Origin of the sequence: Lysinibacillus sphaericus, from assembly GCF_005217585.1 — a bacterium.
GTDB classification, from domain to species: Bacteria; Bacillota; Bacilli; order Bacillales_A; family Planococcaceae; genus Lysinibacillus; species Lysinibacillus sphaericus.
In genome coordinates this window covers 1-26,183 of record NZ_SZPT01000002.1, presented here as the reverse complement: position 1 = coordinate 26,183, position 26,183 = coordinate 1, and the positions used below count along the sequence as shown (strand labels likewise).

The window sequence follows — 26,183 nt, the reverse complement described above, 5'->3', positions numbered from 1 at the left end:
TCTCCTTAAAAAAAGCTAGCATATAGCTAGCTCTCTGAAGTTATTAAAAATTTTCCGGATAGAATCCTTTAGCCAAAATGTTGATAGCCTCTCCCGCACGAACCCCTTCTGAAGCAGCTGAAAGTGGTAATATGACAAAACGCTCATTGTGCACAGCATCTGTTTCCTTTAATGCAGGATCATTTTTCAGGAAATGTATTTTGTCTTCAGCACTTTGAGAACCATAATCAATCACGACAATTACTTCCGGATTGCGTTCTACTGTTTCTTCTTTTGAGACAGTTGTCCATCCAGATTCAACTTCACCAAAAATGTTTTTACCACCAGCGACAGTGACAAGCTCATTCATAAAATTTTGAGCAGCAGTAAAGACTTCCTTATCTCCACTATCATAGACAAGCACACGTAGCTCCTTTTCCCCTTGCGGTAACTTTGCACGTACTGCATCAACTTCTTTTGTCATTTGATCGACTAATGCTTCTCCTCGATCTTCAACACGGAAAATTTTTGCGATATTGCGAATATCCCTAAAAATATCATCTAATGTTGGTTTCGTTATACTTGAAGATTGATGTAAATATGTGTGGATACCAAGTGTCTCTAATTCTTCTGGTGTACCAACACCCTTTTCACTAAAGCCACTTTTCCATCCAGCGTATAAAAAATCGGCTTCGCTATCTATCACTTGTTCTTTTGTTGGATACTGCTCTGCTATTACTGGTACTTTTTCGTAGGCAGCTTGTAAAGGTTCATAAATTTTATCATCCAAATAGGCTGTACCAACCATTGAATCTTCTAAGCCCAAAGCTAACATAATTTCCGTTACATGCTGATTTAAACTAATCGCCTTTTTAGGTGCTTCTGTATAAACTTGTGTAGTACCATTATTGTCAATGGTTACTTCTGTCGTTTCGCTTTGTGCAGGTTCGATATGCTCACTTTGTGCAGCACTTTGCGAATTGTCTTTCGCACTACAAGCGCCTAAAATGCTTATAATCGCAATGGCAACAACTAGCCACATGCCTTTCCATTTGTTCATGGTTCCATTTCTCCTTTAGTTATGTATTTGGATTTGTATACGAAGAAATCAATGATTTCCTTGCTACTAGCACATAAAAAAAACCCCTTGTTTCCAAGAGGGTGTCATAGTGATAAATACATTGGGTATTTAAACAATCACTATCACCATCCTCGTGGTGTTAAGTAAAAAATACATATTGGCAGGTATCCTGGCTTAGGTTCATCGCTTATACGTCTTCCCATAGTTCAACTACAGTGACTATTGTATAAACTCCCCATTTACAGTTGCGGGACAGCATCGGAATTTCACCGATTTCCCTTTTAAGCAAATGACTAAAGCCATTTGCACCAATATATAGCAGTTTTTAGTTATAAAAATAGACTAGCAGAAGGTATTTTTGATTTCAATCACACAAAAAAATCCATAAATAATACTTGTTAATAAACTATCACTATTTAAGCACGAATGCGAACTATTTGTCACGAAATGTTTGAGCGATCATTCTGGTACAATGAGAAGAGACTACATTAGAAATGAGGATTTTTATGTATAAAACGATTGGTGTGCTCGCACATGTCGATGCAGGAAAAACAACTTTTTGTGAGCAATTATTATTCCACACAAATAGTATCCAATCTCGTGGAAGAGTCGATCATCAAGATACATTTTTAGATAATCATGCAATTGAACAAGCCCGAGGAATTACCATTTTTGCGGAACAAGGACGGATGCAAATAGAAAATGATACATATACGCTGATTGACACACCCGGGCATGTAGACTTTTCACCTGAGATGGAGCGTGCTATACGTGTAATGGATTATGCCATCATTATTGTCAGTGCAGTAGAGGGTGTACAAGGTCATACAGAAACGGTTTGGCAATTGCTCCGTCAATACCAGATACCAACCTTTTTCTTTATAAATAAAATCGACCGCGAAGGGGCAGATATCAATGCGGTGATGAACCAATTACAAAAAGACTGTTCCGACAACATCCTGTTAATCGATGCCCCATTACGCAAAGATTTTATACAAAGCTATATTGCAGAGTGGCTAGCTGAGCGTGATGAACAACTACTCGAGGCCTTTTTAACAGATACACTCGATGCCTCAACGTGCCTGTCACAATTACAAAAGATGATTAACGAAGAGCGAGCATTTCCCTGCTTTGTTGGTGCTGCTTTAAAAGATATTGGGATCAAGGAATTTGTATCACAACTTCCTCTCCTGACAGAGACACACTTCGACCATCAAGCACCCTTTCAAGGGGAAGTATTTAAAATTCGCCATGATGGCACACAACGCTTAACTTTTATAAAAGCTTTACAAGGAACATTGCATACTCGTGATGACTTTGCATTTGGCGATGTTACCGAAAAAATAACTGAAATTAGGCTGTATAATGGGCGTCGTTTTCAGACAGCCCAAGCCGTACAAGCAGGAGACATTTTTGCAGTGAAAGGGCTTAGCATGGCGAAGATAGGAGACATTTTAGGAAGTACACTACTCCCAAAACCTTATGAACTTGTGCCTACATTACAAGCAAAAGTACTGTATGAAGGGCAACAGCATATAAAGGAAATTTTACAGATTTTTCGTTTACTAGAAGCCGAGGAGCCATCGTTACGAGTCGTTTGGCAAGAAAAATTCCAAGAAATTCATGTACATATTATGGGTATCATACAACTTGAAGTACTTGCTGAAGTATTAAAAAATCGCTTTTCACTTGTTATTACCTTTGATAAACCTCAAATTTTGTATATGGAAACTATTGCAACGACTGTAACAGGCTACGGACATTTCGAACCGCTCAAGCATTATGCCGAGGTACACTTATTCATGGAGCCGAACATCCGCGGAACTGGGAATACGTTTGTTAATGCCTGTCATGCTGATGATTTATCAGTAGGTCACCAACGCCTTATCGAAAAACATTTATTTGAACGCGAGCATCACGGTTTATTAACTGGTTCTCCTGTTACTGATATTCGCTTTACACTGTTGACAGGACGAGCTCATATCAAGCATACCGAAGGAGGAGATTTTCGGGAAGCTACTTTCCGTGCATTAAGACAAGGGCTAGAACAAGCCGAAAATATCTTACTTGAGCCCTATTACCGCTTCAAAATGAAAGCATCCAATGATTTTATCGGCCGAATGATGAACGATATCCAACAAGCAGACGGTACTTTTGACTCACCGATCTTGTCAGAGGAGCAAGTCATTTTAACAGGACGTGTACCAGTTGCAACATTTATGCACTATAGTACTACTTTTGCTACTTACACAAACGGCAAAGGCTCTTTATCTTTACAATTCGATGGCTATGATATATGTCATAATAGCGAGGCAATAATCGCACAAATCAATTATAATAAACAGGCTGATCCTGACTATACGTCGTCGAGTATTTTTTGTGCAAAAGGAAAAGGCTATGCAGTTCCATGGTATGAGGCAAAAGCAGCCATGCATTGTCTATAAAATAAAAAGGCATCGAATTTTCTCGATGCCTTTCAGAAAAAAATCGAATATTGCATAGTATGCATATCGATACAGATATAAAAATTTACAACGCTTTTTTCATTTTCCTTTTCAAAGAATTCGCTGACTCCACAATCACATACCCATGATGATTTGAGAAATCCACAAGAACCGACCCAGGTTTACTTTTTAAAATCTGTAATTGCTCAATGCGTTGCAGCAACAATTGATGACCATTGCCACGAGGATGCCAATTTAAATGATAATCATTTAATTCTTTTACACTTTGTAAAAACTGAGCATATTCACGCTCTATATAGTCTATTAAATGTTGTATTTTACTATAATCTTGATTTTCCTGAATTAATAACGATAAGTCTTGCAAATACGTTTGATAAAAACGCATTACCATCGAACATAGTAAATCATTGACTCTTGCTGCACTTAAAATAGGTTTTGGCTCTACATTCAGGCGATCCAGATTGGGTTTAGCTCGAATTGAATCGATGCGTGTAATTAAATGATAGGCCTCCTCATTTACTTCATAAACAATCGGATTGGTCGGCATATACATCATAAAACCATTCTTTTTTGTTTTCAATTCATCAGCCACACTTGCTTTTGCAAATAGGTATCCTTCATAGACATCATTTTGAATCCAAATAATGTCTTTATTATAAAAAATGCAGTCAAACAATCGTTCGTGCGGAATAAGCCCTGTGGCTAAAAACTGATCAACTAGCGCCTCAATGACCATTCTCGTTTTTCGTTGCTTGGCAACTTCCATGCGCGGTTGCTTACAAATCTTCATATCAACATTTTTCTTTTCTCGTGTTGAACATACCTGAATTTTTGTCATACTTGCACCTCTTCTCGTACATATTTTCAAAACAAAGGTATCGATTACATAAAAAATACGGATTTCCTAAAAATGTAGAGGAAATCCGTGATTATGGCTATCGTACTTAAAAAATATCATTCATCCGATAACATCAAACAGTGCACCAATGGAAGCGATTTGGCTTGATGCCGTATCCCTTTATATCCTTTGGTGTTGGTCGTTTGACGTACTGTGACGAACAGATTATTCTGTTTTGTCAACATGCCACCTCCTATTCCTCGTAGGTTTATGGTGTGTACTCGTAACAGGCAGGTCTCCTGACTTATGGTCATCGCTTCTTTTCACCTTCCCGTCGTTTGACAGTGGTCATAATTTGAAAAGACGCTCACATTCACAGTTGCGGGACAGCGTCGGATTTGCACCGACTTCCCTTTTAAGTAAATTGCATGCAATTTACACCTCTTACTACACGCTATTCAGTTGTTAAGGAATTTATTGGAAAATTCCTACTAAACTATTACATTATATTGTAAAGTAGTGGTATTTTAAAGTCAAACAGCAGCCTAAATGTATGTGCACTTGCTAAAATGACTATCTATCACCTAAATAACTATCCGTTGTTAATTTATACATGAATTTGATTTGTAATCTTTTGTAAATCATCAGCCTGTATCGTTAATTCCTGTGAAACTTGATTGACTGCTTGCATGGAAGCCGTTTGCTCATCCATTGACTGTAGCACAGCTTCTGTATAGCTGGACAATTGATCCATACCCCCTGCAATTGTTGACACGAGATTAGCTACCTCATTTGCACGATTTGACAAGTAATTTACAGTTGTCGAAATGCCTTCGAGTTGGTCAGTCATTTGGCTCACGTGCTGCGAAATATTGCCAAAAGATTTTGTTGCTTCATCAATGACATAGACCCCCTGTTGAACATTTTTTAGGTCTTCTTCCACAGCCACAGCAACTTGTTTCGTATCATTTTCAATACCTACTACAAGGTCCACAATTTGAATAGCAGAATGCTTGGATTGCTCTGCTAAATGACGAACTTCTTCCGCAACGACCGCAAAACCTTTCCCATGTTCTCCAGCACGTGCCGCTTCAATCGCAGCATTTAGAGCAAGTAAATTCGTTTGATCTGTAATCGTTGTAATCATTTCTGTCATTTTTTTAATATCTGTCATTTTATTTGATAAGTGTTTTATTAAGGTACTCGTTTTATCTGTTGACGATGAAATAAACTCCATCTGGTTTTTCGCAACATGCAAAATTTCTGCACCATTTCCTGCGATATCATTCGCTTCTTTCGCGTGGTTGAAAACATCCTGTGTGGCAATCGAAATACGCTCAATGCCATCTACTGTTTCCTGCATTGCAACAGCACTATTGTTTGCCGATTGTGCGGCTTGTTTAAGGCCATTTGACGTTTTTTCCATTTGATGGTCAACTTCTTCCACAGCCATTGTAATTTCATTTGTACTTGCAGACAACTCTTCGATACTGGCAGATAAATCTGTCGAACTGTTGGCAATTGTTAGTGTCATCGTACGCAATTGCTCTTTCATCTCTATAAAAGCTTTTGCTAATTCTGAAATCTCACTATTGTCTTGTACAGTAATGACATCAGAGTCAAAGTTCCCTACTGAAATTGCTTTCGCAGCATTAGATAATTGGTTAATAGGTTGAATCACTTTATATTTAACATAGAAGATATAGGATAAAGTAATGGAGATACCAATAATCGTTAATATTGTAGATAGCCATGCTAATGCTGTTAAATTAGCAAGATCTATAATTAATACTACAATCATTATTAAATTTAATAATGAAAACCCAAAAATACTTTTTTTTCGTAAAGTCATACCAAAATCCCCTAACTATAATATTACTATAATACCATTATTATAGTTTATTTATCCTAAGATTGATAGAAATACGCCCATCTTTTATATGTATATTGGTATACTAAAAAAAGATAAAGGTTAGGACAAAACTAAAATAATTTAAGGAACAGAGGAAAGGTGTTCATAAATTTTTCTATATGGAGAACTTAGCTATTCTTGCTTTTACAATAAATAAAAAATTAGAAGAGTTCACTAGTTGTTAGTAGCGGAGGCGGTGACTTCTGCTCAGAACGCACACAGCGTAAGACGCGGGCATTTCCCCGCGTTAGCGAGGGTTGCGGCTTACGTGTGTGCCCGCGCAAAGCACCGCAGAAGCGAACAACATCGGCGCAACAAAAAGGTGTTAGATTGACTGCCATCAATCTAACACCTTTTCTCTTTTGTCCCAGCCTCTTTAGAAATTATTTTAATTTCATCATACTAGAACCAGCGATACCTGGATGTGTCATTTCATATGGATCTAAAATTAAATCCAATTGCTCTTTCGTTAAGACACCTGCTTCAATACAAAGTTCACGAATTGAACGACCTGTAAGAATTGCTTCACGTGCAAGACGAGCAGCTACTTCATAACCGATATGTGGATTGACTGCTGTTAAGACACCCACACTTTTCTCTACATATTCCTTCATACGTTCTTCATTTGCTTCGATATCTTTTAAACAGTTTTCTGTAAATGCACGGAAAACGTTATTCATTATGCTAATTGATTGAATTAAGTTGAATACAAGCACTGGTTCCATTACGTTTAATTCTAATTGACCCGCTTCAGATGCTAAAGAAATTGTATGGTCATTCCCAATTACTTGGAATGCAACTTGGTTTAGCACTTCTGGCATTACAGGATTTACTTTACCAGGCATAATAGATGAACCAGGTTGACGTGCTGGTAAAATAATTTCTCCTAAACCTGCACGAGGACCAGATGCCATTAAACGAAGGTCATTCGCAATTTTAGACATATTAATCATACAAATTTTTAGTGCCCCTGACACTTCCGTATAAGCGTCTGTATTTTGCGTAGCGTCTACCAAATGTGTAGCACCTTTTAATGGTAAGCCAGAAATTTCAGCTAGATGTTGGTCTACAGATTTAATATAGTCTGGGAAAGCGTTAAGCCCAGTACCGACAGCTGTTGCCCCCATATTGACATCATATAAGTTTGGACGTGTTTGACGGATACGAACAATATCACGGTTAATTACGCGACAATAAGCTTCAAACTCTTGTCCTAAGCGAATTGGTACAGCATCTTGTAAGTGCGTACGTCCCATTTTAATAACATGTGCAAATTGCTCTGCTTTTTGATGGAATACGGCTTGCATATTTTCCATCGTCACCAGAAGCTCATCGATTAAATTTAATACAGCAATATGAATCGCTGTAGGGAAGGCATCGTTTGTTGATTGTGACATATTAACATGACTGTTCGGGCTAATCGTTTGATAGTCCCCTTTTGCTTTACCCAAAATTTCAAGAGCACGGTTCGCAATAACTTCATTCGCATTCATATTGATAGAAGTGCCTGCACCACCTTGGATTGGGTCTACTAGAAATTCAGCATCCCATTTACCATCGATGACTTCTTGTGCAGCCTCGACAATAGCCTCTCCAATTTCTTTTGATAATAGGTGTACTTCCATATTACCTAATGCTGCTGCTTTTTTTACAATACCCATTGCTTTAATTAGGGCTGGGTGAATTTTATAGCCTGTAATTGGGAAGTTTTCTGTTGCACGAAGCGTTTGAATCCCGTAATAAGCATCTGCTGGTAATACTCTTTCACCTAAAAAATCTTTTTCTATACGTTGTGTGGACATTATTGTCGTCTCCTTTGAACTAATACTCACACTGATAGTAGCTAATAAATGCCGTCTTGTAAACAGTCATTTATCAGTAAAATGAAAGTTTTTTTCGTAAACGACGATAAATAGCGAGAAACCGAGCATATTTCACACGCTCGGCAGTAGGATTATTTAGTTGAAGAAACAGTAAAACGTCTATTTATATAATGTGGATTTTCAATTTCATCTAACACAGCAATCGCATAATCACTATAGCTGACATAACTTTCACCTGAAGCATTCACTAACAAATGATCTATTCCTGTTGTATAGCTACCTGAACGTGGCCCCTCTGGATCAAATAGGGCAGAAGGACTTAAAAATGTCCACGAAATATTTGATGCTTGTAAGTCTTGCAAGTTTTCACCTTGATTTTTTGCAGTTGCCAAAAACATTTCCGGAAAATCAGGCGTCTCCATAACACGAATCGTTTTTTCTGGGTCTACAAATAGGCTGCCTGCTCCCCCCACTACGAATAGTTTTGTGGCAATGCCGTTAAAGGTAGCGATTAAATGACGACCTACAGCAACATGTAATGTTTCTTGTCCAAGTGGTGCACCAAACGCATTCACAACAACATCAAAACCCTTTACATCTTCTTGCGTTAAATCCAATACATCCTTCTCCATCACTTGAATATCCTCTTTTACTTTAGAAGCTGAACGAACAATGGCTGTAACGTTATGACCACGTTGTAATGCTTCCTCCACTATTTTTTGCCCTGCTTTTCCTGTTGCTCCAATAACGCCTATTTTCATTATAAATTCCTCCTATAATTTGTTGTAACCATTTTAGTTACAGGTTGAATACAGTAAGACCGACCTCGTTACTTTTAACGAAGTTGATCTAGCACATCTTGTAACGTTTGTGCTTGTAACTGTTTTTCCATTGCATGCCAAACATCTAGATAAACGGTTTCCAACGTATGCTGTATTTTTCGGCCGACAGCACATGCAGGATTCGGTTCATCATGTATTGCAAATAGTTGCTCTGGACCGTCAATCGCACGGTAAATGCTCAACAATGACAAATCCTTTGGTTCAATAACAAGTCCATAACCGGCAAGTCCTGACTGAGAAGTTAACAAGCCTGCTTTTTTCAATTTCCCAATCATTCGTCGTACGACTACGGGATTCGTATTGACACTACCTGCAATATAATCAGATGTAAGCTGACTTTTATCAGATGTTGTAGCAATGAGCGAAAGTATATGGATAGCGACTGAAAATCGACTATTGACCATACGAATCACCACCTGTTGTAACTATTATAGTTACAGGTTAAGATAATTACAAGTCATATGCTCATATCTTAACCTGTTCATTATTCACAAAAATACACCCGCTATCGAATTTAAATTTTAGTCATATAAATAACGAGCTCTTGTTGGATTTGACCATTTTCTTCATAGAAATCTAGATTGTGAAATTCATATTTATAATGACCAACGGGGAACGTTACACTTTCTCCTTGAGCCGCAGCTAGTATGCCAGCCACATCATGTGATACCATCTGTAAAAGCTCTGTCCCTGTCATTGTTTCTATAAAAATTACGTTCATCTAAAAACACCTCCTTCGCCATTATAGCTTAGAAGGCGCTTGAATTTATAGTGATGATTTCTTACTACACAAGTTAGAAATCATCATCAAAATATAATCGATAGACGAGTAAAAGTAAAAATCGATATAATTGAATAAAGATTAAATGTGAGAACTTTTATAGACAGGAGGATATTTAGTATGAAAATCAAATTAATATTAATAGTAATATGCTCATTTTCACCATTACTATTATTAGGACTTTTCATTTACGGAAATGCTTATTATAACGACTATCATCTAAAATCATCCGAAACAACAGTGAAAGAATTTTTAGAAGAATTTATTGACAGTAGTATACAAATCATGCATTTTGAACGAATAGAAGAAACAAATATGTGGTTAGCCCAGTTGAAAATTAACGGTGATCAGTATGGTCATGCACGTTTTAATAAAGGGTGGAATGGCAAACTTAAATTTATTTATTTAGCAACAGATCCCTCAGAAACCTATCGACAATATAAAACCAATAAAGGCAACTATGGCACACTATATGTACACGAATTAGACAGCAATGTTGCCAAAATACAATTGACAAACTGGATGAATTTTGAAAAAGAAGTCGAAGTTGATACTTCTGCGCCATTTATGAAAACATTTAAACTACCTCCTGATGCAGAAGATACGTTTCCTGCCATATTTACTTTTTATGATACAACCGGACAAGAGTTAAGGTAATTAGCGTTGTCTTTATTTATCGAAGGCGCTTACATTTTTATTTAGTACCATTCACACGGATTTCCTCAATAATTTGCATCATTTTTACTAATTGTTCTTGTGTTAATGTAGTGGTAATAGCTGGACTATCCTGTTGAGGCTGCTGATTTTTTGGGAACGAGGACTCCCCATTTTCGCGCAATCGAAGAATCTTTGCTTTTGTTGTCGTTTGTAGCACTATTCTTTCTCTCAACCTAGCCACCCCTAAAGCTTTTATTAGAAAATATACCTTATAATACCATAAATACTATAATAGAACGCCCCCTATCGAAACATCCACCAACTTGCCTATTTATCAAAATAGATTATTTGGACCTAGTCCACGCCATCAAAAAAGCAGCAACCAAAATGGCTGCTGCTTACTTTTGACTAAACCGCAATCGGTGCTTTAATTGCTGGATGTGGATTATAGCCCTCGATGGATAGATCCTCAAGTTCTATGTCAAAAATCGACGTTTTATTCGGATTTATTTTCAAGGTTGGTAGTTCCCGCGGCTCACGTGAAAGCTGTTCTTTCACTTGCTCCACATGATTTGCATAAATATGTGCATCGCCAATACTATGAATAAATTCGCCGACTTCAAGCCCACATTCATGCGCAATTAAATGTGTTAATAATGCATAAGAGGCAATATTGAATGGACAGCCAAGCAATGTATCTAGACTACGTTGCATTAATTGGCAGCTTAATTTGCCCTCTGCCACATAAAATTGAAACATAACATGGCAAGGTGGTAAAGCCGCTTTGCTTCCTTTTGCCCCTGCATTAATGACATCTTCAGGGTTCCATGCATTGACAATAATACGACGTGAGTCTGGATTATGCTTAATTTGATGAATAACATCTTGTAGTTGATCAAGACTTTCCCCGTTTGACGTTGTCCAATTGCGCCATTGCTTGCCGTAGACATTCCCAAGATCGCCGTACTTTCTTGCAAAATCATCATCCGTTAAAATACGGTCGCAAAATGATGCCAGCTCAGCTTGGTAAACAACATTAAACACTTCGTCCGTTAAGCATCGACGACCAAAATCCGTCATATCAGGTCCATTATATTCATCGGATTCAATCCATTTTTTAAACGCCCACTCATCCCATATATGGTTATTATGTTGTAATAAGTAGCGGATATTTGTATCTCCCTTAATAAACCAAAGAAGCTCACTAGCTACAAGTTTAAATGGTACGCGTTTAGTTGTTAAAAGCGGAAAGCCTTGACTTAAGTCAAAACGCATTTGATGGCCAAAGATGCTATACGTACCTGTCCCCGTACGGTCCTCTTTTTTTATCCCATTTTCTAATATATGTTGTAGTAAATTTAAATACGCAGTCTCTGGATGCGTCAATTTGTCACCAGCTCCTTCAAATATGCTGTTGACCATTATACCATCTTATATTGAGGAGTGAACGTCGAATTACAAAAACAAACTACTTTCCAACAGCTACATCGCATTTTATTGTATTAATTACAAACAGGGATACTATTCTAAGTGTGAATCCATTTTATTATGTTGTAATTCTTTTGCAATTTCATTTTCAGTCGGAACAAAAAACATCGGCAACAATATAATTGTAAAAAGAATTGGCCCAATAATAAACAACAAATCAATGCCAGGACTAAAGTAAAGGCCAAATGCTGTTAGCAGACCAGACATCACTAAATATATAATCTGCACAATAACAATAAATAAAGGAATGATTTGGTACATATAATTTAGTTTTCTAAATTGATGCATTTCTTCAGGGTGCTGAATGATTCGTTTTTTCAAACGTCTGGATAATAGTAAACACGCAAAAATTTGAACAATAATAAAACTAAAATACATAACACTGCGTAACAACATTTGACGCTTAGCAATCGCCCCATCAAAATGGGCAACTCGTTGTTGCAACAATTCGTTAACAGCCCCATTGTAGACATATTCACTTTCACTCAAAAAAGTCAGTGGCTGAACAAATCCTAGTGACGCCCATTCTTTTGCGTTTACTTGCCAATTCATTAATTTACTCGCCATAATGCGCAATTGAATTGCTTCATCTTCACGAAACATGCCTACTAAAGTGCGATATGGTATAGATAACTTCAAATGACCATCTTGTTTTTCTTGAAATAAATCCTCGATAAAAAAAGTATACGCTATATTCGAATGATTTGTTTCAACATGACCCCCTTGCACTTTCCAATGGCTAGCTAAGGAAGCTTCGATATCATTTTGCATTTCAAAATAAGGCGTATCATTATGTAACTGTTTTGGAATCTTATAGACAAAATGATTGTCGCTTCCAATGATACAAATATCTACTTCTATTGCATCTTTATTAAAAGTTTGAGCAAATGTCGTTTTGGGATACGCCACTATGGCGACTAGGAAAATTAGGATGAGTGACAGCACACTCCATTTCACACAGTGCTCCCCCTTTCCGTCACTTAGGCTAGATTCACATTATCACAGCTTATACCGAAAAGACTATTTCGTTATTCCGAAAAAATGTTAGTGGTTTTCCGAAACACTTTATTTCGGTATTCCAAAAAAATTAAAAATTATGGATAATATAGTAGATACTTCATGATGAAACGGAGCACTATACTATGATTATAATATTTAAAGAGCGTCTTTTATGAGCAAATTAACTTTTAGTATTTTTTTAACATATTTACTTCTTGGCATTTATGTTCTGGTTGTTGCCATTCGTGGTCCTTATATTAATATTTTAGTCGATACATCGAATACACTACCTGTTATTATTCATCCTTATTACTCAGAATGGGCTCAACAAAAAAAGATTGAGCAAGGTGATATGATCCTATCAATCGATCAAAAGCCCGCTAAAGGTTTTGGCACTTCTCAAACAGATATTTATATTACATCGGCGAAAGAGCTAACACTACTAAAACCAGATGGTACTGTTCGAACAGTCCAAATTAAACATAGGGATTTACCTGAAGAGTTATATTTACATATTGTTTTTCCGATGTTTTATTTCATCCTTTGTTTAAGTGTTGCCATCTATTTATGGAAGCGAAATAACCATACTTTAATTACGAAATTACTAATGCTATTTTTATTAACCTGCTCTTTAGCTTATACAAGTGTAGGGGCTTCAAGTAGAGGAAACATCATTGGCATGATTGTAAACGGTATTTGTTTAGTTTTGTGCTTAGTGCTTATCATTCATTTCCTACAACAATATTATCGTTTTTTACACATAAAATGGAAGTATATAGATGTAAAGTGGCTCTATTTGCTCCCGTTTGTTATTGTATGTTGCTTTATCATTGAAATGCTATTTCCACAATTTAGGGTTATTACCCCGATTGTAACGCTCAGTCTATTTGCGGTATTGGTACTCTATGCAATCTATATATTATTAACGAGCTATTTACAAACCCGATTAGCTAAAATACGCTTAATCGCTATTTCTTGTATCGTCCCATTTTTGCCATTTCTATTGTTGTTTGTTGTACCCGAAATTTTAGGGTATAACGCGATAATACGACCTGAAATTAGTGTTTTATTTATTTTGTTTATACCTTTTTCCTTTATTTTTATTCAAGTGAACGAACGCTTATTTGATATTGAATACCAATTATCTCGTTTTCGCTATTATTCATCACTCGCTTTTTTCAGTTCATTTATTTTATCGTCTTTATTAGCCATCCTGTTTTTGGACTATCTTTCAATTGAATTGATGATTATTGTCTTTCTTATTATTTTCATTGGTTTTATAGCCAGTTTTTATGTCAAAGAGCAACTTGACTTTAAACATCGAAAAATTATATTTTCATCATCTGGTGATTATGTCCATAATTTATATGCAGCCGTTAAACGTATTAGTAAAGCTAAAAGCCAACAGGAATTACTTTCAAGTCTCAAATATGAAATTACCGAAAAACTCGGGACAACTGCATTTACGCTTGAAACAATCATGGAAGATGTCCCATTTTCTCGTGGTGAAATTCAAGTAGAGAGCCAACTGACACAACTTCTGATCCATGATACAGTAGATGAAAAGATTCTTATACGAATTAGACACACTTTACAAAAAGAAGAACTTCTATGGTTGGAGTTACTAGCATTATACGTCTCTATGTTTATAGATAATTTAAAACTAATTGAAGATTTAGTACGAGATATTCAGCACATGAAAGACACCCAAAACACCCAACTTCCTTGGCTTGATAAATTATTATGGAATATTATTGAGAAAGAAAAGAGTATTTTAGCACAGGAATTACATGACACTATTTTACAGGAGCAATTACATTTAGCGAGAGAATTAGATGTTATCGCTAGCTCTCCGATTATTGAGGAAAAGAAAGTATTAGATATTCGGGAACAACTGTTAAATGCCTCGAAAGATTTACGGGAGTATTGCGAAAATCTGAGCCCTCCTTTACTTGATACTTTTGGTTTAGAAATGGCATTGAAAAAACTCGTACAAAAAGTGAAAATACGTGCAAACTTTCTATTAAATACACAAATCGATCGAGTTCAGTTCCAAGATCCAACTTTACATTTAGTTGTCTATCGTCTAGTTCAAGAATTGCTAAATAACGCTATTAAACATGCCGATGCATCTAAAGTTTCACTTAAACTACTTGCTATAAACCACGGTTTTGTTCTCCAATATGACGATAATGGTATCGGCTGTGATATTGAAGATTTAATGCAATCCTCCGCTTCTATGGGCATTAACGGCATTCGAGAACGTGTTCGAGCCTTTAACGGAGATATGACCATTACCTCCAAACCCAATGATGGCATGCATATTTATATTCAAATTCAAGAGGAATGTGAGGAACCCTACAAATGATTGAAATATTGATAATAGATGATCATCCTGTCGTTTTAGACGGAACAAAAACATTATTACAAGATCTAGAAAATGTCCATATTGAAACAGAACAAGAAAGTGCCAATGTACTGGCTAGAATGGAATCACACCCCTTTCAGCTCTATTTAATTGATATTAATATGAAACCGTTAAACGGCATTCAACTAGCTGAAATGATTAAGAAACAACAGCCTGAAGCGCTAATTATTCTTTATACAGGCTACGAATTATCCGATTATTACGAGCTTCTTGTAGAAAAAAAAGTAGATGGGCTTTTATCGAAGCTCGCTACAAAAGAACAGGTAATTCAAACAATCCAAGCCACTTTGCGAGGGGAAATATTATTATCAGCAGATTTTTTAGACTTTGTCCAACAGCACTCGAATCGTTCCAATGCTAAGCAGGAAGTATTACTAAGTCATAAAGAACAGGAAATTTTGCAGCTGGTTGCACAAGGATGTACCAATAAAGCCATTGCCTCTGCAATAGGCGTTACCCAGCGTACAGTGGAAAATTATTTATCAAAACTTTTTGTCAGATTACATGTGGAATCACGTGCTGAAGCAGTCATTGTTGCCAAAGAAAAAGCATGGATTGACTAATTGAGCGGTGACAGTCACTCGGATTTTTCCAATAACTTCTACATGTCGTTTATAAAGTTATATCGAAAATCAAATAAATGGTAATATAAAACGATTTTTAGTGTTTTTTTTAGTATACCAAGCACTTTATACCTTTGTTTTTTAGCATTTTTTATTATCATTATAGTTAAAAATGATATTATGTAATTTTTTCTTACTAAAAAACGGCATTTGCTGGATAAATGTATGAATCTGTTATATAATGAAAGTAATAATTAAATTGCTTCATCGTAAACAATGAAACCACGTATTCAATAGTAACGTGTTCTAGCGAGCTTCTGATTATGGTATTATTTTATACTGATTGAAGGAATATGATTGTTGAATTTATTTTTGGAGGTTTTTTAAATGACTCAAGGTACAGTAAAATGGTTTAACGCAGAAAAAGGTTTTGGCTTCATCGAAGTAGAAGGTGGAAACGATGTATTCGTACACTTCTCTGCTATCCAATCTGAAGGTTTCAAAACACTTGAAGAAGGACAAAAAGTAGAATTCGGCGTTGAAGAAGGTAACCGTGGCCCTCAAGCTACAAACGTTGTAAAACTTTAATTCTCGTTCAAGAATTAACAGTTCAAAGTCCAAGAGACATCCTTTACGGATGTCTCTTTTCATTTCCTTATTTTTTATGCGTAAGAATGCAGACCAGCAATGACTAAATTGACGAAAACTTGATTAAATACAATGATGCCAAAGCCAACAATAGATAGCCAGGCTGTTCTCTCCCCTTCCCATCCTTTTGACAGACGAAGATGCAGAAATGCCGCATAAAATAAAAACGTAATGAGCGCCCAGACTTCTTTTGGGTCCCACCCCCAATACCTTCCCCATGCAATTTGTGCCCAAATCATAGCAAATAATAAACCGCCTAAAGCAAACAATGGGAAGCCAATCACTACCGCCCGATATGAAATTTCGTCCATTAAAGCTGGTTGTACACGGCTTGTTAATGGTTTTAATAGCACGATGAGTGGCTTTCTCAAGAGCAGTCGGATGGCACCATACAAGATGGTTCCTACCATAAATGCCCATACGATAGAATTTAACTTTTTGGCATCAATTGATGGCGTAATCTTCAACCAGCCGATTGTCTCTCCACTTTCTGTGACCGCTCCTTCATTAACAATAAGTGGTGTCATCGTATAGACTGCCTTTTCCTTCATACCTTGCGCATTTTCAAATTGAATGTGTACTTCTTCCGTCGTTACACTAAATACCGTTGCTGTAGCACTAAATCCAATTACCACAATCAAACAGTACATAACAAACTCTAACGCAACGGTACTACTCGTCCTTTTATGAACATCCAAAGATTTCAGTAAATAGATAATACCTGTTGCAAATGATATCGATAAAATAGCACTTGAAAACGCTACTGTCATAACATGAATTGTTAACCAGTTACTTTGCAGCGAAGGTACAAGAGGTCTCACCTCATTTGTAAAAACACTTCCATAGCCCAAAATAATTAGTACTACTGGAATTACAAATAACCCTACGACAATTTGTTTATATAAGTAATGAATAATAAGAAAGCTAGCTGTTAGCATAATGCCAAAAAACGTCATAAACTCATACATATTACTAACAGGTGCATGCTCGACTGCAATCCATCTTAAAATAAAATACACTAATTGCAAGATGAAAGCTGAATATGTAAGTATAAGACCTAGTCTCCTAAACGAACGCCTTGCAGATTTTACTGCTAATCCTAACGGTAAAATCGCAATTAACAGCAAGATAAAAGCAAAAAATAACGAATACCCACTTAAGCTTATTAAATTTTCAGTACTCAACACAACGACCTCCAACATCCTTTTTTTGTAGAAGCTGTAAATTGCTTCTCCATAATAGAACGTCATGCCAAACATTAAGTGCCCTTTTTGAAGCTCATCCTTCCTAATTAATAGATAATGTTACAAAATTATGACAGAGAAAAAGGGAGCAAATTACGCTAGTCCCCCCTCCTGTCCATGAATAAGAATACGAAGATTGCTATTTTAATGTAAAGTAAATAATTTCTGGATCATCGTCATCTAAGTTTTCTATATAGCCACTTCTTTTAAATCCTGTAGCGTTAAATATGTTTTGCATCTTTGTATTGGAACGATTCGTTGACGAGAAAATTTTGGCAGTGGGTGCTCTTTCAATAAAATCTACTAATAGTGCGGTAGCAACACCTTTTCTACGTTCAGACGGTTTGACTATAACTAATGAAATAAAACTACAATCAAAGAAATCCGTTGTAAAAATTAAAAATCCTGCAATACAACTTTGTATTTTGTAAATCATGCATCGTCTTTCTACTATTGCATGCTTAATGCGATCACTTCTTGAATAGTCACCTATTACTTCTTTATCCAATGCACAGAGAAAAGTGAAGTGTTCCATACTTGCTTCTATTATGTACATCTGCATTCCTCCTCACTTCAATGATCACTTTGTAAATAATAGTTCATCACTTTCAACTCGCTTTTGATGCCTACTGCACATATGCCTTCATCGACAAAGCCACATTTTTTATAGAGCGCCTGAGCTGCTGTATTCGGAAAATTAACACCTAACACTAATTCATTGATTGTAGGAAAATGCAGTCGTACAAATGTAGGCAATAATTGTAATGCTTCTTTGGCATACCCTTTTCCTTGTTCATGCATATCTGTTGAAAATCCACGAATTAAAATGGCTTGGTTATTTTCTGAATAAGGTTTTACTCCTTCATTTTCGTGAAGAACAAAAAAAGTGACAAGCTTCTCACCTTTCATTGCTAAAATGGCATGCCGATTGATATCGGTTTCGGAGAGTTTAAGACTTGCCATTGGGGACATTGTATAGAGAAGTTGCTCCTGTGATAACATATATTGTTCAATTAATGAATAATCTGTTTGATCATAAAACTTTAACCGCATTATACCCCTTCTTCCAACTAGTACATTTTTTATTATTAAATTCTAACCTATTTTGGGAATTACTAGCAAAACCCAACCATCATTTGACAAAGTTTGATTGCATTTTATTTTTTCATGTAATTACTTAAAATTCCAAACTATGCTATTATTATACTATTCAAATTAAAGGAGCTGTGAATATGATTGTAATTAACGCAGTAGAAACGTTGTTTGAAAAAAACTAATTTTCAAAGGGATAGTACACAAACTGCACCCTTAGATAAGGGAGATTTTATATGGAACAATATTTTAAAGATTTTCTAAATGGACAATCAATTATATTAAAACAAATGGCATCCTCTGATTTAGAAGAGTATATACAAATAGAGAATGAAAAGCCTACTTTATTACTTGCTAATGATGAGATACCATTCCCACATACAGTTGAAGACCATTCTTCATTCTTTCGAAATATTAGTGGAAAAAAAGAAGAATTTTTCTTCGGCATTTTTGAAAAGACGACGCAACAGCTTATTGGATCATGTGGTGTATTTTCTATCAATTGGACCAACAGCACTTGCTTAGTAGGCATATCAGTAAGTGAAAAATGGCAAGGTAAAGGATTAGGAACAGATGCAATGCAAACACTTATCACCTTCATATTCGATTACATTGCAATCAACAAAATTAAACTACAAGTGTTCAGCTTTAATGTAGGAGCCATTCGCTCTTATGAAAAATGTGGATTTACAAAAGAAGGGATACTACGGAATGAAATTTTCCGCTTTGGCAAATTTCACGATATTCTCTTATTTGGCCTATTACGTGAAGAATGGCCCCCACGTAGCTAAAAAAGCGCACACATTCAAAATAATGAATGTGTGCGTTACTCATTTGCTACTTACTTGTATTTTGAGCATTTCGATTCCCAAAACCATCACATTATGAACAGTTGTTTATAAACTGTTCAGTTCAATATTTTAAAAAAGAAAAATCCCTAATAATTAAACAGCAAATAATAGGATTTGATAAATTGCGACAATATATGAATGAATGTAACTATTAGCAATTTCTTTTCTAGGTAGGAAGAATAATTCATCTAGTAAAAAAGACATATATCATACGCGTTAAGTTCTTAACGATTTCTTAAAGAAAATCTCGTTATATGCGCTAATTATGTAACTTAAAAGCTGAAAATAAGGAGAAATGAAACTAGTCTATTATTTATTAGTATGATCCATACATAGACTTATATGTGACTAAATTACGAATTTCATTTCCTATACACAATGTGACAATTTTTTTGTTTTAACTGATATAAAATGAAAAAGCTGAATCGAAGCCATGAGAATTTTAAATCAAGAATATGTAGAAAAATTAGGAGGAGAAAAAGTTGGTAAATTTATTGTTTAAACAATTCTTGAAGTTTGAAATCGAGATTAAAAGGAGAATTATGTATAAAAAGGCAAAAGATTTAGGATTTACACACCCTGCTGTAGTTGACTATAGCCAAGAGCTAGATGTGTTGCTAAACAGATATTTTAAACAAGCTTCCTAAAAAGGAGGGGTCATTATCAATACATTTTATAAAAAACGCGCATTTTGGATAAAACCAGTCAAAAAGAGTATTTTCTTGGCTGGCTTTTCATTCAATTTCTTCACTCGTTAAAAAGCTATATCGCCTTTTCCCAGAATTCTGTATGTTATTGTAATGAAACGTATATATAACAAGAAATTGGGAAATCTACCTATAACGCTAATTATAGGAGGCCAAATTATGCAAGTACTTCTTTTAACCTTGGTCGTTTTTTCTAATCTATTTTCACACTCACAGTCTATACCAAAAGAGTCGACTGCTACTATTTGTGAACCAATCACAACAACAAACACTACGCTAAAATACCCTAGTAATCACTTTCAAACTTTTCTTGTAGAAGACGAATTTTATAAGCAATTAGATAAATCACTCTATGAAGAATATCATGGTGCAACATTCAGCATGCGTGAAAAAATATTATTTAAAGACGTGCCAGAAACTCGTAATTTTTTTTATACGAAAACAGATACTGTCAGTCAAGAAATGGATCTCTCTAATCACACAATGATTCATCCAAACAGACAAGTGTATTTCTTGGCTTCCTATCGCCAACATGCACAAGAAGAATTTCATAAATATGCAGTGATTGATGCAGAAACAAAAAATTTACTTATAGGGGGTAGTACCTACTCACCAATAATAAAATCTGCCAATACTCCATAATAATAAATGAAATAATCTTCTATCTACACTATATAATATGCATGAAAAAACATATCTAGAAGTAACGATTATACTTTTGTATCTATACGAAAATTCTTACTTTAATACATGTGCATACTAAATCATTTTATTAAAAATAATAAAAGCCTGATTGAACATCTTATCAGGCTTCTATTTTATTGCATTTAATTATTAGGCAACGCTTTTTCGCTAATTTCGAGCTTAATTTCTTCAATAAATTGCTGTAATGGTTTTTCATTCAACACTTGTTGACCATAGTTCCGCACTGTTACACTTTGATTGTTGCATTCATGATCGCCCAATACGAGAATATACGGTATTTTTTTCAATTGAGCTTCTCTGATTTTTTTCCCTAACTTTTCTTGGCGGTTATCTTCACGCACCCGTATATGTTCTTTTTCAAGAGCTTGTACTACTTGCTGAACATATTCTTGGTGTATCTTAGCCACCCCTATCACAATAACTTGTTGTGGTGCTAACCACGTCGGAAAGGCTCCACCAAAATGTTCAATTAAAATACCTAAAAAGCGGTCAATCGAACCGAAAACAGCGCGATGAATTACAACAGGTCTTACTTTTTCGTTTTGTTCGTTTAAATATGTTAAATCGAATTTCTCAGGCAGTTGGAAATCCAGTTGAATCGTTGCACATTGATGACTTCGTTTAATAGCATCCTTTATATGAATATCAATTTTAGGGCCGTAAAACGCTCCGTCTCCTTCATTTATTTTATATGAATAACCCGCATTTTTCAGGACATTTTCCAATGCCGATTCCGCTTCATCCCAGAGCTGAATATGCCCCATAAAATCAGCAGGACGCGTCGACAATTCAATTTCGTATTGGAAACCAAATACTTGATACATATGATCGATGATTCGCAGCGCTAAATTGATTTCATCTTCTATTTGCTGTGGTGTGGCAAAAATATGGGCATCATCTTGGCAAAAAGTTCGAACTCGTAGCAGTCCATTTAATGCTCCGCTAAACTCATGTCGATGCACTTGTCCAAATTCCGCCATACGAATCGGTAAATCTCTGTATGAGTGTCTTGCATTTTTAAATATCAGCATATGTCCTGGACAGTTCATAGGTTTCAACGCAAAGCTTTGGGCATCTACTTGTGTAAAGTACATATTCTCTTTATAGTGCTCCCAATGTCCTGATTGTTCCCATAAACGCTGGTTCAGCATAAATGGTGTACGAACCTCTTGATAATCATATTTTGTTTGTAATTTGCGTAAAAAAGATTCTAATTCATTTCGAAGTATTTGGCCATTAGCTAGGTAAAAAGGCATACCTGGCGCTTCTTCTGAAAACATGAATAATTCGAGTTCTTTTCCTAATGTACGATGATTGCGTTTATCTGCTTCTTGTAAAAAGATAAAATAATCATTTAATTCTTCTTTTGTAGCAAATGCAACACCATAAATTCGCTGAAGCATTTGATTTTGGCTATCGCCGCGCCAGTATGCCCCTGATACATGCATTAATTGAAAGTGCTGTAATTTACCTGTTGAGGATACATGCGGGCCACGACATAAATCATAAAAATCACCTTGCTCATAAAGCGTTATGAAATCATCTTCTGGAATATCAGCTAGTAATGCTAATTTCAGTTTATCATGTTGAAACAACCGGATTGCCTCTTCACGTGTTAGTTCTTTTCGTTGTATTTGAATGTTTTCTTGCACAATACGATGCATCATTTTTTCTATTTTTTGTAAATCCTTTGGCACAAGAGAATGTGATAATTCAATATCATAATAAAAACCGTTTTCGATTACTGGTCCTACGCCAAATTGGGCTTCTGGATATAAGCGTTTAATCGCTTGTGCTACTAAATGAGCTGTGGAATGACGAATAACCTCAATTCCTTCGTGTGTGCTAGCATCAAATAGGTTGATTTGGGCATCTGCCAAAATAGGGCGCGTCAAATCAGTAATGGTTCCGTTGACACTTCCTACAATTGCTTTTTTGCGCAGTGCTGGACTAATCGCTTGTGCAATGTCGGTTAGTGTAACACCTTTTGTAAATACTTGTTGCTTTCCATCTGGAAACTGAATATTGATAACTTGATTTGACATGATCTTTTCTCCTTTACTGAAAAATTAAAAAAAACACATATTCGTCCCTAAAATAGGGACGAGTATGTGTCATTTACCCGTGGTTCCACCCAAATTCCCACTAGATGCACTAGCGGCTCATTGTCTTTGCAGTAACGTTGCAAATAACGGTGCAAGTTTCCTAGCACTGCTCAAAGGTAGTAAGAATTGACGCTGCATTAGGAAGTTTTCAGCCTAGGCTCCCCTCTCTGTAAATCGTTCATCAAAACTCTCGTCCTTATCATAGCTGTTTTCATGGTTTCATGAAATTGGTATTCACTATATCGGACATCTCAAAAGTTGTCAATAATTGAAAAAAATTTTTTCCATTCTCGAAATCCCTGAAATATGAGCGTACCAACATGTAAAACGCATACATTTTTTTGAAAAAATTTTTTATCGCCTTGTCATTACCCACTTTGTTAAACAAAAAAGCTACTCATAAGTTTTAATCCTTACGAATAGCTTTTCTAATTTAAATATGGTTCACAATTACTTCATTATGCCAACTAATAGAATCTGATAATTGATAGGATACTAAGTTAGCTGTTATGACTAACATCACACCAGCTCTTGATAGCATGGTCTGTGTCGGTTTCTCTAACACTAAAACGACGTAACCCTCACCGCTCCCTTGGTCATCTATCGCATTTGTCGCATCTATTTCAAAAGTAGTGTACTTATCTTCTGTCAAAGTAAGGATACGTTCTTCTCGATAGCTGCCATGTTCTTTCAAATTGTAGCTAACAGGCATCCAGCCTTCTGACCAATCAATACTACCGATAATTTCTTTACTTCTGCTAGCTAGTTTACCAATCGAAAATGTAAAGTAGATTCTCATTATTGCTTGATCTAATTCATTTTTTCCTTCACATATCGCTTCCACTTGTAGCCTTATATCACCTTTGGACTGTTTCCGAACAATTATGAAGATGGACACTAAAATACTAATAACAGCTATGATGCCAACAATGACTAAACCCATTAGACCCCTCCTATCATTCCAATAACTATTACGATTAGATTACCACAATTTAGGAATAACAGGTTTTTTTCATCAAACAATCTTATGAAAAGACAAGCGCCTAATAGATATGACAAAATTTGAGAAAAAAACAATTGGATAAACCCATTGAAAGATGCCGATTTCGATATGTCACCGTTCTTTGTTAGGCATTTGATTGAAGCTCTGCCGTTAATGTAAATGGTATGTTTAAATATTTGTATTGAATCGTAATCTTTTGAATTGCTGTAGCATGTACTTGTAATGCGTAATGTTGCGCTTGTTTACCAATTGACTGACGATCTATGTATTGACTAGGAAAAATACTCACTTGTGTTAGTTTATGAAATGTCATATTAGGATTGTTCTCAATTTTTGCGCCAACTTCAAACGGTTCTGATTTACTAATGACTAGCTTGGCATTGTCTGGCAACTTTTCATCGACAAGTATCGATTGTAGTTGTAGCTCTCTTAGCCCTTTATTCTCAATTTCTATTAATCGAATAGACGGATTTCCATCAGCGTTTGTATAACCATTGACAACAAGTGGTGGATTGCTTTTCAAATAGATGATAAAAGCCGCTCCCACTACTAACACACTAAAAAATAGGATAAATATTATTTTTTTCATTAGATTCCTCACTTTCAAGCTTCACCATTAGTATAAACGACAAATACCGTAGCGGAACAGAATTTTTACTAATACATTCGTGAACTATAAAAAAACATCTGCCTTATATGGAGACAGATGTTTTTTGCAACCGTATTTCATCGCGAATGGGGATACCGTCATGGCCGATCAAAGGAATCTCCGGTTTCAATGCTCTTGCTCGCTCTACCGCATTTGGTAGAACTTCTACGAGAGAATAGCCTCGTTTTTGATAAAATTTTAGTGCATGTAAATTATCATTCGTAGTGATGAGCGAAACAACAGTACAGTGATGCTGACGTGCTTGTTCTTCCACGGCTTTTACAAGGCATGAGCCGATACCTTTCCCTTCTTCCATACTATCAAGGGAAATAATTTCACATTCAGCTCCCCGAATTTCATAGGTTATTAGACCTACTATTGTTTGATTGTCATTTACAAATACAAAACCTTCTAATGTACTACAATCATAAATACCACTGGAAATAACCATTTCCGTACTTCCCCAATGTGTTTGAAAAAACGCTTGAACATCCTTTTTTGAAACTTGTGAACGATGGATGATTGGCATAATAATCTACCTACTTTATATTGAAATATGAAATACACCAGCGATGGCTTTTTGAATACCTAAACATATTACCCATGACATTACTCCTAGCCCTATAGCAAAGACAATATGAATAGACGATTTCATTGCCAAATACATAACAAATAGCATAACCATTGTCGCAGGAAGTCCAACTATTACACCAACCGTAAATCGCTGTATATGCTCATTTGGTTCACTTTGAACGGTTAGCCAAATAATACTTAAAATACTGACAAGTGGCAGTGCGGCTATCATACCACCATATGTAGGAAATCTTCTAGCAACTTCTGTAACAACTGCAATAATCGCAGCAGAACATATAATTTTTACAACTGTATAAATCATTTCGACACCTCGCTTAATAGCTGAAATGCTTCTAAAACACTTTGTTGTTCTTTTTCTGATAAAAGAAGTAGCGCCTGCTTTAGTTTGTTATCATCTAATTCCGTATTTTTCTTTACAATCTGTAATCCATCCGCTGTAAGAAAAAGCTTCACTTTACGTTGATCATTGGCTGCTCGAATCTTCTCAACCCAGCCATGTCGTTCTAGCTTTTTTACATGCTCTGAAGCAGTATTTTGCGAGATATTTAATAATTTTGCAATATCTCGAACCGTCACTTCATCTTCCTTTTGAATCATCTGTAAAATACGCACACTTTGATGGGAAATATTATCTTCATGTGTTGTATGGAGATGATAGAAAATACTTGTAAAATAATAGTTTATATCTTGTATCATACTTTTTACTCCTTTAATATATCGTCACATACG

27 protein-coding genes and 2 riboswitches are annotated in these 26,183 nt (G+C 35.8%); of the genes, 8 read left to right on the top strand and 19 right to left on the bottom strand.

Going from position 1 to position 26,183, the window contains the following annotated elements:
* Nucleotides 1-43 precede the first annotated feature (43 nt).
* Nucleotides 44-1,039 carry an ABC transporter substrate-binding protein gene (locus tag FC748_RS05790; RefSeq protein WP_108030282.1) on the bottom strand — a complete coding sequence of 332 codons (996 nt, stop codon included), beginning with the start codon at nucleotides 1,037-1,039 and terminating at the stop codon, nucleotides 44-46.
* A gap of 163 nt (nucleotides 1,040-1,202) precedes the next feature.
* Nucleotides 1,203-1,388, bottom strand: a riboswitch (cobalamin riboswitch).
* A 178-nt stretch (nucleotides 1,389-1,566) separates the two neighbouring features.
* Between FC748_RS05790 and FC748_RS05785 the strand changes: the two genes are divergently transcribed.
* Nucleotides 1,567-3,504 (top strand): elongation factor G, encoded by a 1,938-nt coding sequence (locus FC748_RS05785; protein WP_108030281.1) that lies wholly within the window; start codon nucleotides 1,567-1,569, stop codon nucleotides 3,502-3,504.
* 85 nt (nucleotides 3,505-3,589) lie between these two features.
* Here FC748_RS05785 and FC748_RS05780 read toward each other — a convergent pair whose 3' ends face one another.
* The 6 genes from FC748_RS05780 to FC748_RS05755 form a co-directional block, all read right to left on the bottom strand.
* Nucleotides 3,590-4,363, bottom strand: coding sequence for a hypothetical protein (locus FC748_RS05780; RefSeq protein ID WP_108030280.1), 774 nt, complete (start codon nucleotides 4,361-4,363; stop codon nucleotides 3,590-3,592).
* Nucleotides 4,364-4,635: 272 nt separating this feature from the next.
* Nucleotides 4,636-4,823: riboswitch (cobalamin riboswitch) on the bottom strand.
* Nucleotides 4,824-4,970: 147 nt separating this feature from the next.
* Entirely contained in the window at nucleotides 4,971-6,215 is a 1,245-nt protein-coding gene (locus FC748_RS05775) for a methyl-accepting chemotaxis protein (protein ID WP_024364104.1), read from the bottom strand.
* 443 nt (nucleotides 6,216-6,658) lie between these two features.
* Nucleotides 6,659-8,077, bottom strand: coding sequence for an aspartate ammonia-lyase (aspA, locus tag FC748_RS05770; RefSeq protein ID WP_024364103.1), 1,419 nt, complete (start codon nucleotides 8,075-8,077; stop codon nucleotides 6,659-6,661).
* A 152-nt stretch (nucleotides 8,078-8,229) separates the two neighbouring features.
* Nucleotides 8,230-8,859, bottom strand: a complete 630-nt coding sequence (locus FC748_RS05765) for an NAD(P)-dependent oxidoreductase (protein WP_025219610.1) — start codon at nucleotides 8,857-8,859, stop codon at nucleotides 8,230-8,232.
* 74 nt (nucleotides 8,860-8,933) lie between these two features.
* Entirely contained in the window at nucleotides 8,934-9,344 is a 411-nt protein-coding gene (locus tag FC748_RS05760; RefSeq protein ID WP_025219611.1) for an Rrf2 family transcriptional regulator, read from the bottom strand.
* A 110-nt stretch (nucleotides 9,345-9,454) separates the two neighbouring features.
* Nucleotides 9,455-9,661 (bottom strand): hypothetical protein, encoded by a 207-nt coding sequence (locus FC748_RS05755; RefSeq protein ID WP_025219612.1) that lies wholly within the window; start codon nucleotides 9,659-9,661, stop codon nucleotides 9,455-9,457.
* A gap of 180 nt (nucleotides 9,662-9,841) precedes the next feature.
* Here FC748_RS05755 and FC748_RS05750 point away from each other — a divergent pair, with 180 nt between their 5' ends.
* A complete protein-coding gene (locus FC748_RS05750; RefSeq protein WP_108030279.1) occupies nucleotides 9,842-10,378 on the top strand; it encodes a hypothetical protein in 537 nt (178 codons plus the stop codon).
* Nucleotides 10,379-10,415: 37 nt separating this feature from the next.
* Here FC748_RS05750 and FC748_RS05745 read toward each other — a convergent pair whose 3' ends face one another.
* The 3 genes from FC748_RS05745 to FC748_RS05735 form a co-directional block, all read right to left on the bottom strand.
* Entirely contained in the window at nucleotides 10,416-10,610 is a 195-nt protein-coding gene (locus FC748_RS05745; protein ID WP_024364098.1) for a hypothetical protein, read from the bottom strand.
* A 176-nt stretch (nucleotides 10,611-10,786) separates the two neighbouring features.
* Complete coding sequence (locus FC748_RS05740; RefSeq protein ID WP_174412974.1) at nucleotides 10,787-11,800, bottom strand: thymidylate synthase; 1,014 nt, start codon at nucleotides 11,798-11,800, stop codon at nucleotides 10,787-10,789.
* Nucleotides 11,801-11,899: 99 nt separating this feature from the next.
* Complete coding sequence (locus tag FC748_RS05735) at nucleotides 11,900-12,823, bottom strand: hypothetical protein (protein WP_025219615.1); 924 nt, start codon at nucleotides 12,821-12,823, stop codon at nucleotides 11,900-11,902.
* A 214-nt stretch (nucleotides 12,824-13,037) separates the two neighbouring features.
* Between FC748_RS05735 and FC748_RS05730 the strand changes: the two genes are divergently transcribed.
* From FC748_RS05730 to FC748_RS05720, 3 genes are all read left to right on the top strand, one after another.
* On the top strand, nucleotides 13,038-15,233 hold the full coding sequence (locus tag FC748_RS05730; protein WP_025219616.1) for a sensor histidine kinase: 2,196 nt from the start codon (nucleotides 13,038-13,040) through the stop codon (nucleotides 15,231-15,233).
* Complete coding sequence (locus FC748_RS05725) at nucleotides 15,230-15,856, top strand: response regulator transcription factor (protein WP_024364094.1); 627 nt, start codon at nucleotides 15,230-15,232, stop codon at nucleotides 15,854-15,856. Before FC748_RS05730 ends, FC748_RS05725 begins: the two co-directional genes overlap by 4 nt.
* Nucleotides 15,857-16,243: 387 nt before the next feature.
* Nucleotides 16,244-16,444 carry a cold-shock protein gene (locus tag FC748_RS05720; protein WP_010859201.1) on the top strand — a complete coding sequence of 67 codons (201 nt, stop codon included), beginning with the start codon at nucleotides 16,244-16,246 and terminating at the stop codon, nucleotides 16,442-16,444.
* Nucleotides 16,445-16,518: 74 nt separating this feature from the next.
* Here the strand turns inward: FC748_RS05720 and ccsB are convergent, their stop codons facing one another.
* The 3 genes from ccsB to FC748_RS05705 all read right to left on the bottom strand — a co-directional run bounded on the left by ccsB (nucleotide 16,519) and on the right by FC748_RS05705 (nucleotide 18,801).
* Nucleotides 16,519-17,688: a c-type cytochrome biogenesis protein CcsB gene (ccsB, locus tag FC748_RS05715; protein WP_108030386.1), complete on the bottom strand. Its 1,170-nt coding sequence runs from the start codon at nucleotides 17,686-17,688 to the stop codon at nucleotides 16,519-16,521.
* Nucleotides 17,689-17,887: 199 nt separating this feature from the next.
* Entirely contained in the window at nucleotides 17,888-18,310 is a 423-nt protein-coding gene (locus FC748_RS05710) for a GNAT family N-acetyltransferase (RefSeq protein ID WP_024364092.1), read from the bottom strand.
* An 11-nt stretch (nucleotides 18,311-18,321) separates the two neighbouring features.
* Nucleotides 18,322-18,801: a GNAT family N-acetyltransferase gene (locus tag FC748_RS05705; RefSeq protein ID WP_108030278.1), complete on the bottom strand. Its 480-nt coding sequence runs from the start codon at nucleotides 18,799-18,801 to the stop codon at nucleotides 18,322-18,324.
* A 275-nt stretch (nucleotides 18,802-19,076) separates the two neighbouring features.
* Between FC748_RS05705 and FC748_RS05700 the strand changes: the two genes are divergently transcribed.
* The 3 genes from FC748_RS05700 (at nucleotide 19,077) to FC748_RS05690 (ending at nucleotide 21,040) form a co-directional block, all read left to right on the top strand.
* Entirely contained in the window at nucleotides 19,077-19,631 is a 555-nt protein-coding gene (locus FC748_RS05700) for a GNAT family N-acetyltransferase (protein ID WP_024364090.1), read from the top strand.
* Between the two features lie 542 nt (nucleotides 19,632-20,173).
* Complete coding sequence (locus tag FC748_RS05695) at nucleotides 20,174-20,338, top strand: aspartyl-phosphate phosphatase Spo0E family protein (RefSeq protein WP_024364089.1); 165 nt, start codon at nucleotides 20,174-20,176, stop codon at nucleotides 20,336-20,338.
* Between the two features lie 219 nt (nucleotides 20,339-20,557).
* The gene (locus FC748_RS05690; protein ID WP_238600173.1) at nucleotides 20,558-21,040 is read left to right on the top strand and encodes a hypothetical protein; all 483 of its coding nucleotides are present in this window, start codon (nucleotides 20,558-20,560) and stop codon (nucleotides 21,038-21,040) included.
* A 185-nt stretch (nucleotides 21,041-21,225) separates the two neighbouring features.
* Here FC748_RS05690 and thrS read toward each other — a convergent pair whose 3' ends face one another.
* From thrS to FC748_RS05660, 6 genes are all read right to left on the bottom strand, one after another.
* Nucleotides 21,226-23,148: a threonine--tRNA ligase gene (thrS, locus tag FC748_RS05685; protein ID WP_108030277.1), complete on the bottom strand. Its 1,923-nt coding sequence runs from the start codon at nucleotides 23,146-23,148 to the stop codon at nucleotides 21,226-21,228.
* A 493-nt stretch (nucleotides 23,149-23,641) separates the two neighbouring features.
* Complete coding sequence (locus FC748_RS05680) at nucleotides 23,642-24,151, bottom strand: hypothetical protein (RefSeq protein ID WP_024364086.1); 510 nt, start codon at nucleotides 24,149-24,151, stop codon at nucleotides 23,642-23,644.
* A 184-nt stretch (nucleotides 24,152-24,335) separates the two neighbouring features.
* The gene (locus FC748_RS05675) at nucleotides 24,336-24,800 is read right to left on the bottom strand and encodes a hypothetical protein (RefSeq protein ID WP_108030276.1); all 465 of its coding nucleotides are present in this window, start codon (nucleotides 24,798-24,800) and stop codon (nucleotides 24,336-24,338) included.
* 103 nt (nucleotides 24,801-24,903) lie between these two features.
* Entirely contained in the window at nucleotides 24,904-25,389 is a 486-nt protein-coding gene (locus tag FC748_RS05670) for a GNAT family N-acetyltransferase (protein WP_108030275.1), read from the bottom strand.
* A 15-nt stretch (nucleotides 25,390-25,404) separates the two neighbouring features.
* Nucleotides 25,405-25,752, bottom strand: coding sequence for a DUF3147 family protein (locus FC748_RS05665; protein WP_024364083.1), 348 nt, complete (start codon nucleotides 25,750-25,752; stop codon nucleotides 25,405-25,407).
* A complete protein-coding gene (locus FC748_RS05660) occupies nucleotides 25,752-26,150 on the bottom strand; it encodes a MarR family winged helix-turn-helix transcriptional regulator (RefSeq protein WP_108030274.1) in 399 nt (132 codons plus the stop codon). Before FC748_RS05660 ends, FC748_RS05665 begins: the two co-directional genes overlap by 1 nt.
* Nucleotides 26,151-26,183: the final 33 nt, after the last annotated feature.

Coding starts and splice junctions, on each gene's coding strand:
- FC748_RS05775 (WP_024364104.1), bottom strand. CDS start 6,215: ATGACTTTACGAAAAAAAAGTATTTTTGGGTTTTCATTATTAAATTTA.
- FC748_RS05700 (WP_024364090.1), top strand. CDS start 19,077: ATGGAACAATATTTTAAAGATTTTCTAAATGGACAATCAATTATATTA.
- FC748_RS05755 (WP_025219612.1), bottom strand. CDS start 9,661: ATGAACGTAATTTTTATAGAAACAATGACAGGGACAGAGCTTTTACAG.
- FC748_RS05780 (WP_108030280.1), bottom strand. CDS start 4,363: ATGACAAAAATTCAGGTATGTTCAACACGAGAAAAGAAAAATGTTGAT.
- FC748_RS05720 (WP_010859201.1), top strand. CDS start 16,244: ATGACTCAAGGTACAGTAAAATGGTTTAACGCAGAAAAAGGTTTTGGC.
- thrS (WP_108030277.1), bottom strand. CDS start 23,148: ATGTCAAATCAAGTTATCAATATTCAGTTTCCAGATGGAAAGCAACAA.
- FC748_RS05740 (WP_174412974.1), bottom strand. CDS start 11,800: ATGGTCAACAGCATATTTGAAGGAGCTGGTGACAAATTGACGCATCCA.
- FC748_RS05670 (WP_108030275.1), bottom strand. CDS start 25,389: ATGCCAATCATCCATCGTTCACAAGTTTCAAAAAAGGATGTTCAAGCG.
- FC748_RS05675 (WP_108030276.1), bottom strand. CDS start 24,800: ATGAAAAAAATAATATTTATCCTATTTTTTAGTGTGTTAGTAGTGGGA.
- FC748_RS05730 (WP_025219616.1), top strand. CDS start 13,038: ATGAGCAAATTAACTTTTAGTATTTTTTTAACATATTTACTTCTTGGC.
- FC748_RS05690 (WP_238600173.1), top strand. CDS start 20,558: ATGCAAGTACTTCTTTTAACCTTGGTCGTTTTTTCTAATCTATTTTCA.
- FC748_RS05790 (WP_108030282.1), bottom strand. CDS start 1,039: ATGAACAAATGGAAAGGCATGTGGCTAGTTGTTGCCATTGCGATTATA.
- FC748_RS05660 (WP_108030274.1), bottom strand. CDS start 26,150: ATGATACAAGATATAAACTATTATTTTACAAGTATTTTCTATCATCTC.
- FC748_RS05750 (WP_108030279.1), top strand. CDS start 9,842: ATGAAAATCAAATTAATATTAATAGTAATATGCTCATTTTCACCATTA.
- FC748_RS05725 (WP_024364094.1), top strand. CDS start 15,230: ATGATTGAAATATTGATAATAGATGATCATCCTGTCGTTTTAGACGGA.
- aspA (WP_024364103.1), bottom strand. CDS start 8,077: ATGTCCACACAACGTATAGAAAAAGATTTTTTAGGTGAAAGAGTATTA.
- FC748_RS05710 (WP_024364092.1), bottom strand. CDS start 18,310: ATGCAGATGTACATAATAGAAGCAAGTATGGAACACTTCACTTTTCTC.
- FC748_RS05765 (WP_025219610.1), bottom strand. CDS start 8,859: ATGAAAATAGGCGTTATTGGAGCAACAGGAAAAGCAGGGCAAAAAATA.
- FC748_RS05680 (WP_024364086.1), bottom strand. CDS start 24,151: ATGGGTTTAGTCATTGTTGGCATCATAGCTGTTATTAGTATTTTAGTG.
- FC748_RS05760 (WP_025219611.1), bottom strand. CDS start 9,344: ATGGTCAATAGTCGATTTTCAGTCGCTATCCATATACTTTCGCTCATT.
- FC748_RS05785 (WP_108030281.1), top strand. CDS start 1,567: ATGTATAAAACGATTGGTGTGCTCGCACATGTCGATGCAGGAAAAACA.
- FC748_RS05705 (WP_108030278.1), bottom strand. CDS start 18,801: ATGCGGTTAAAGTTTTATGATCAAACAGATTATTCATTAATTGAACAA.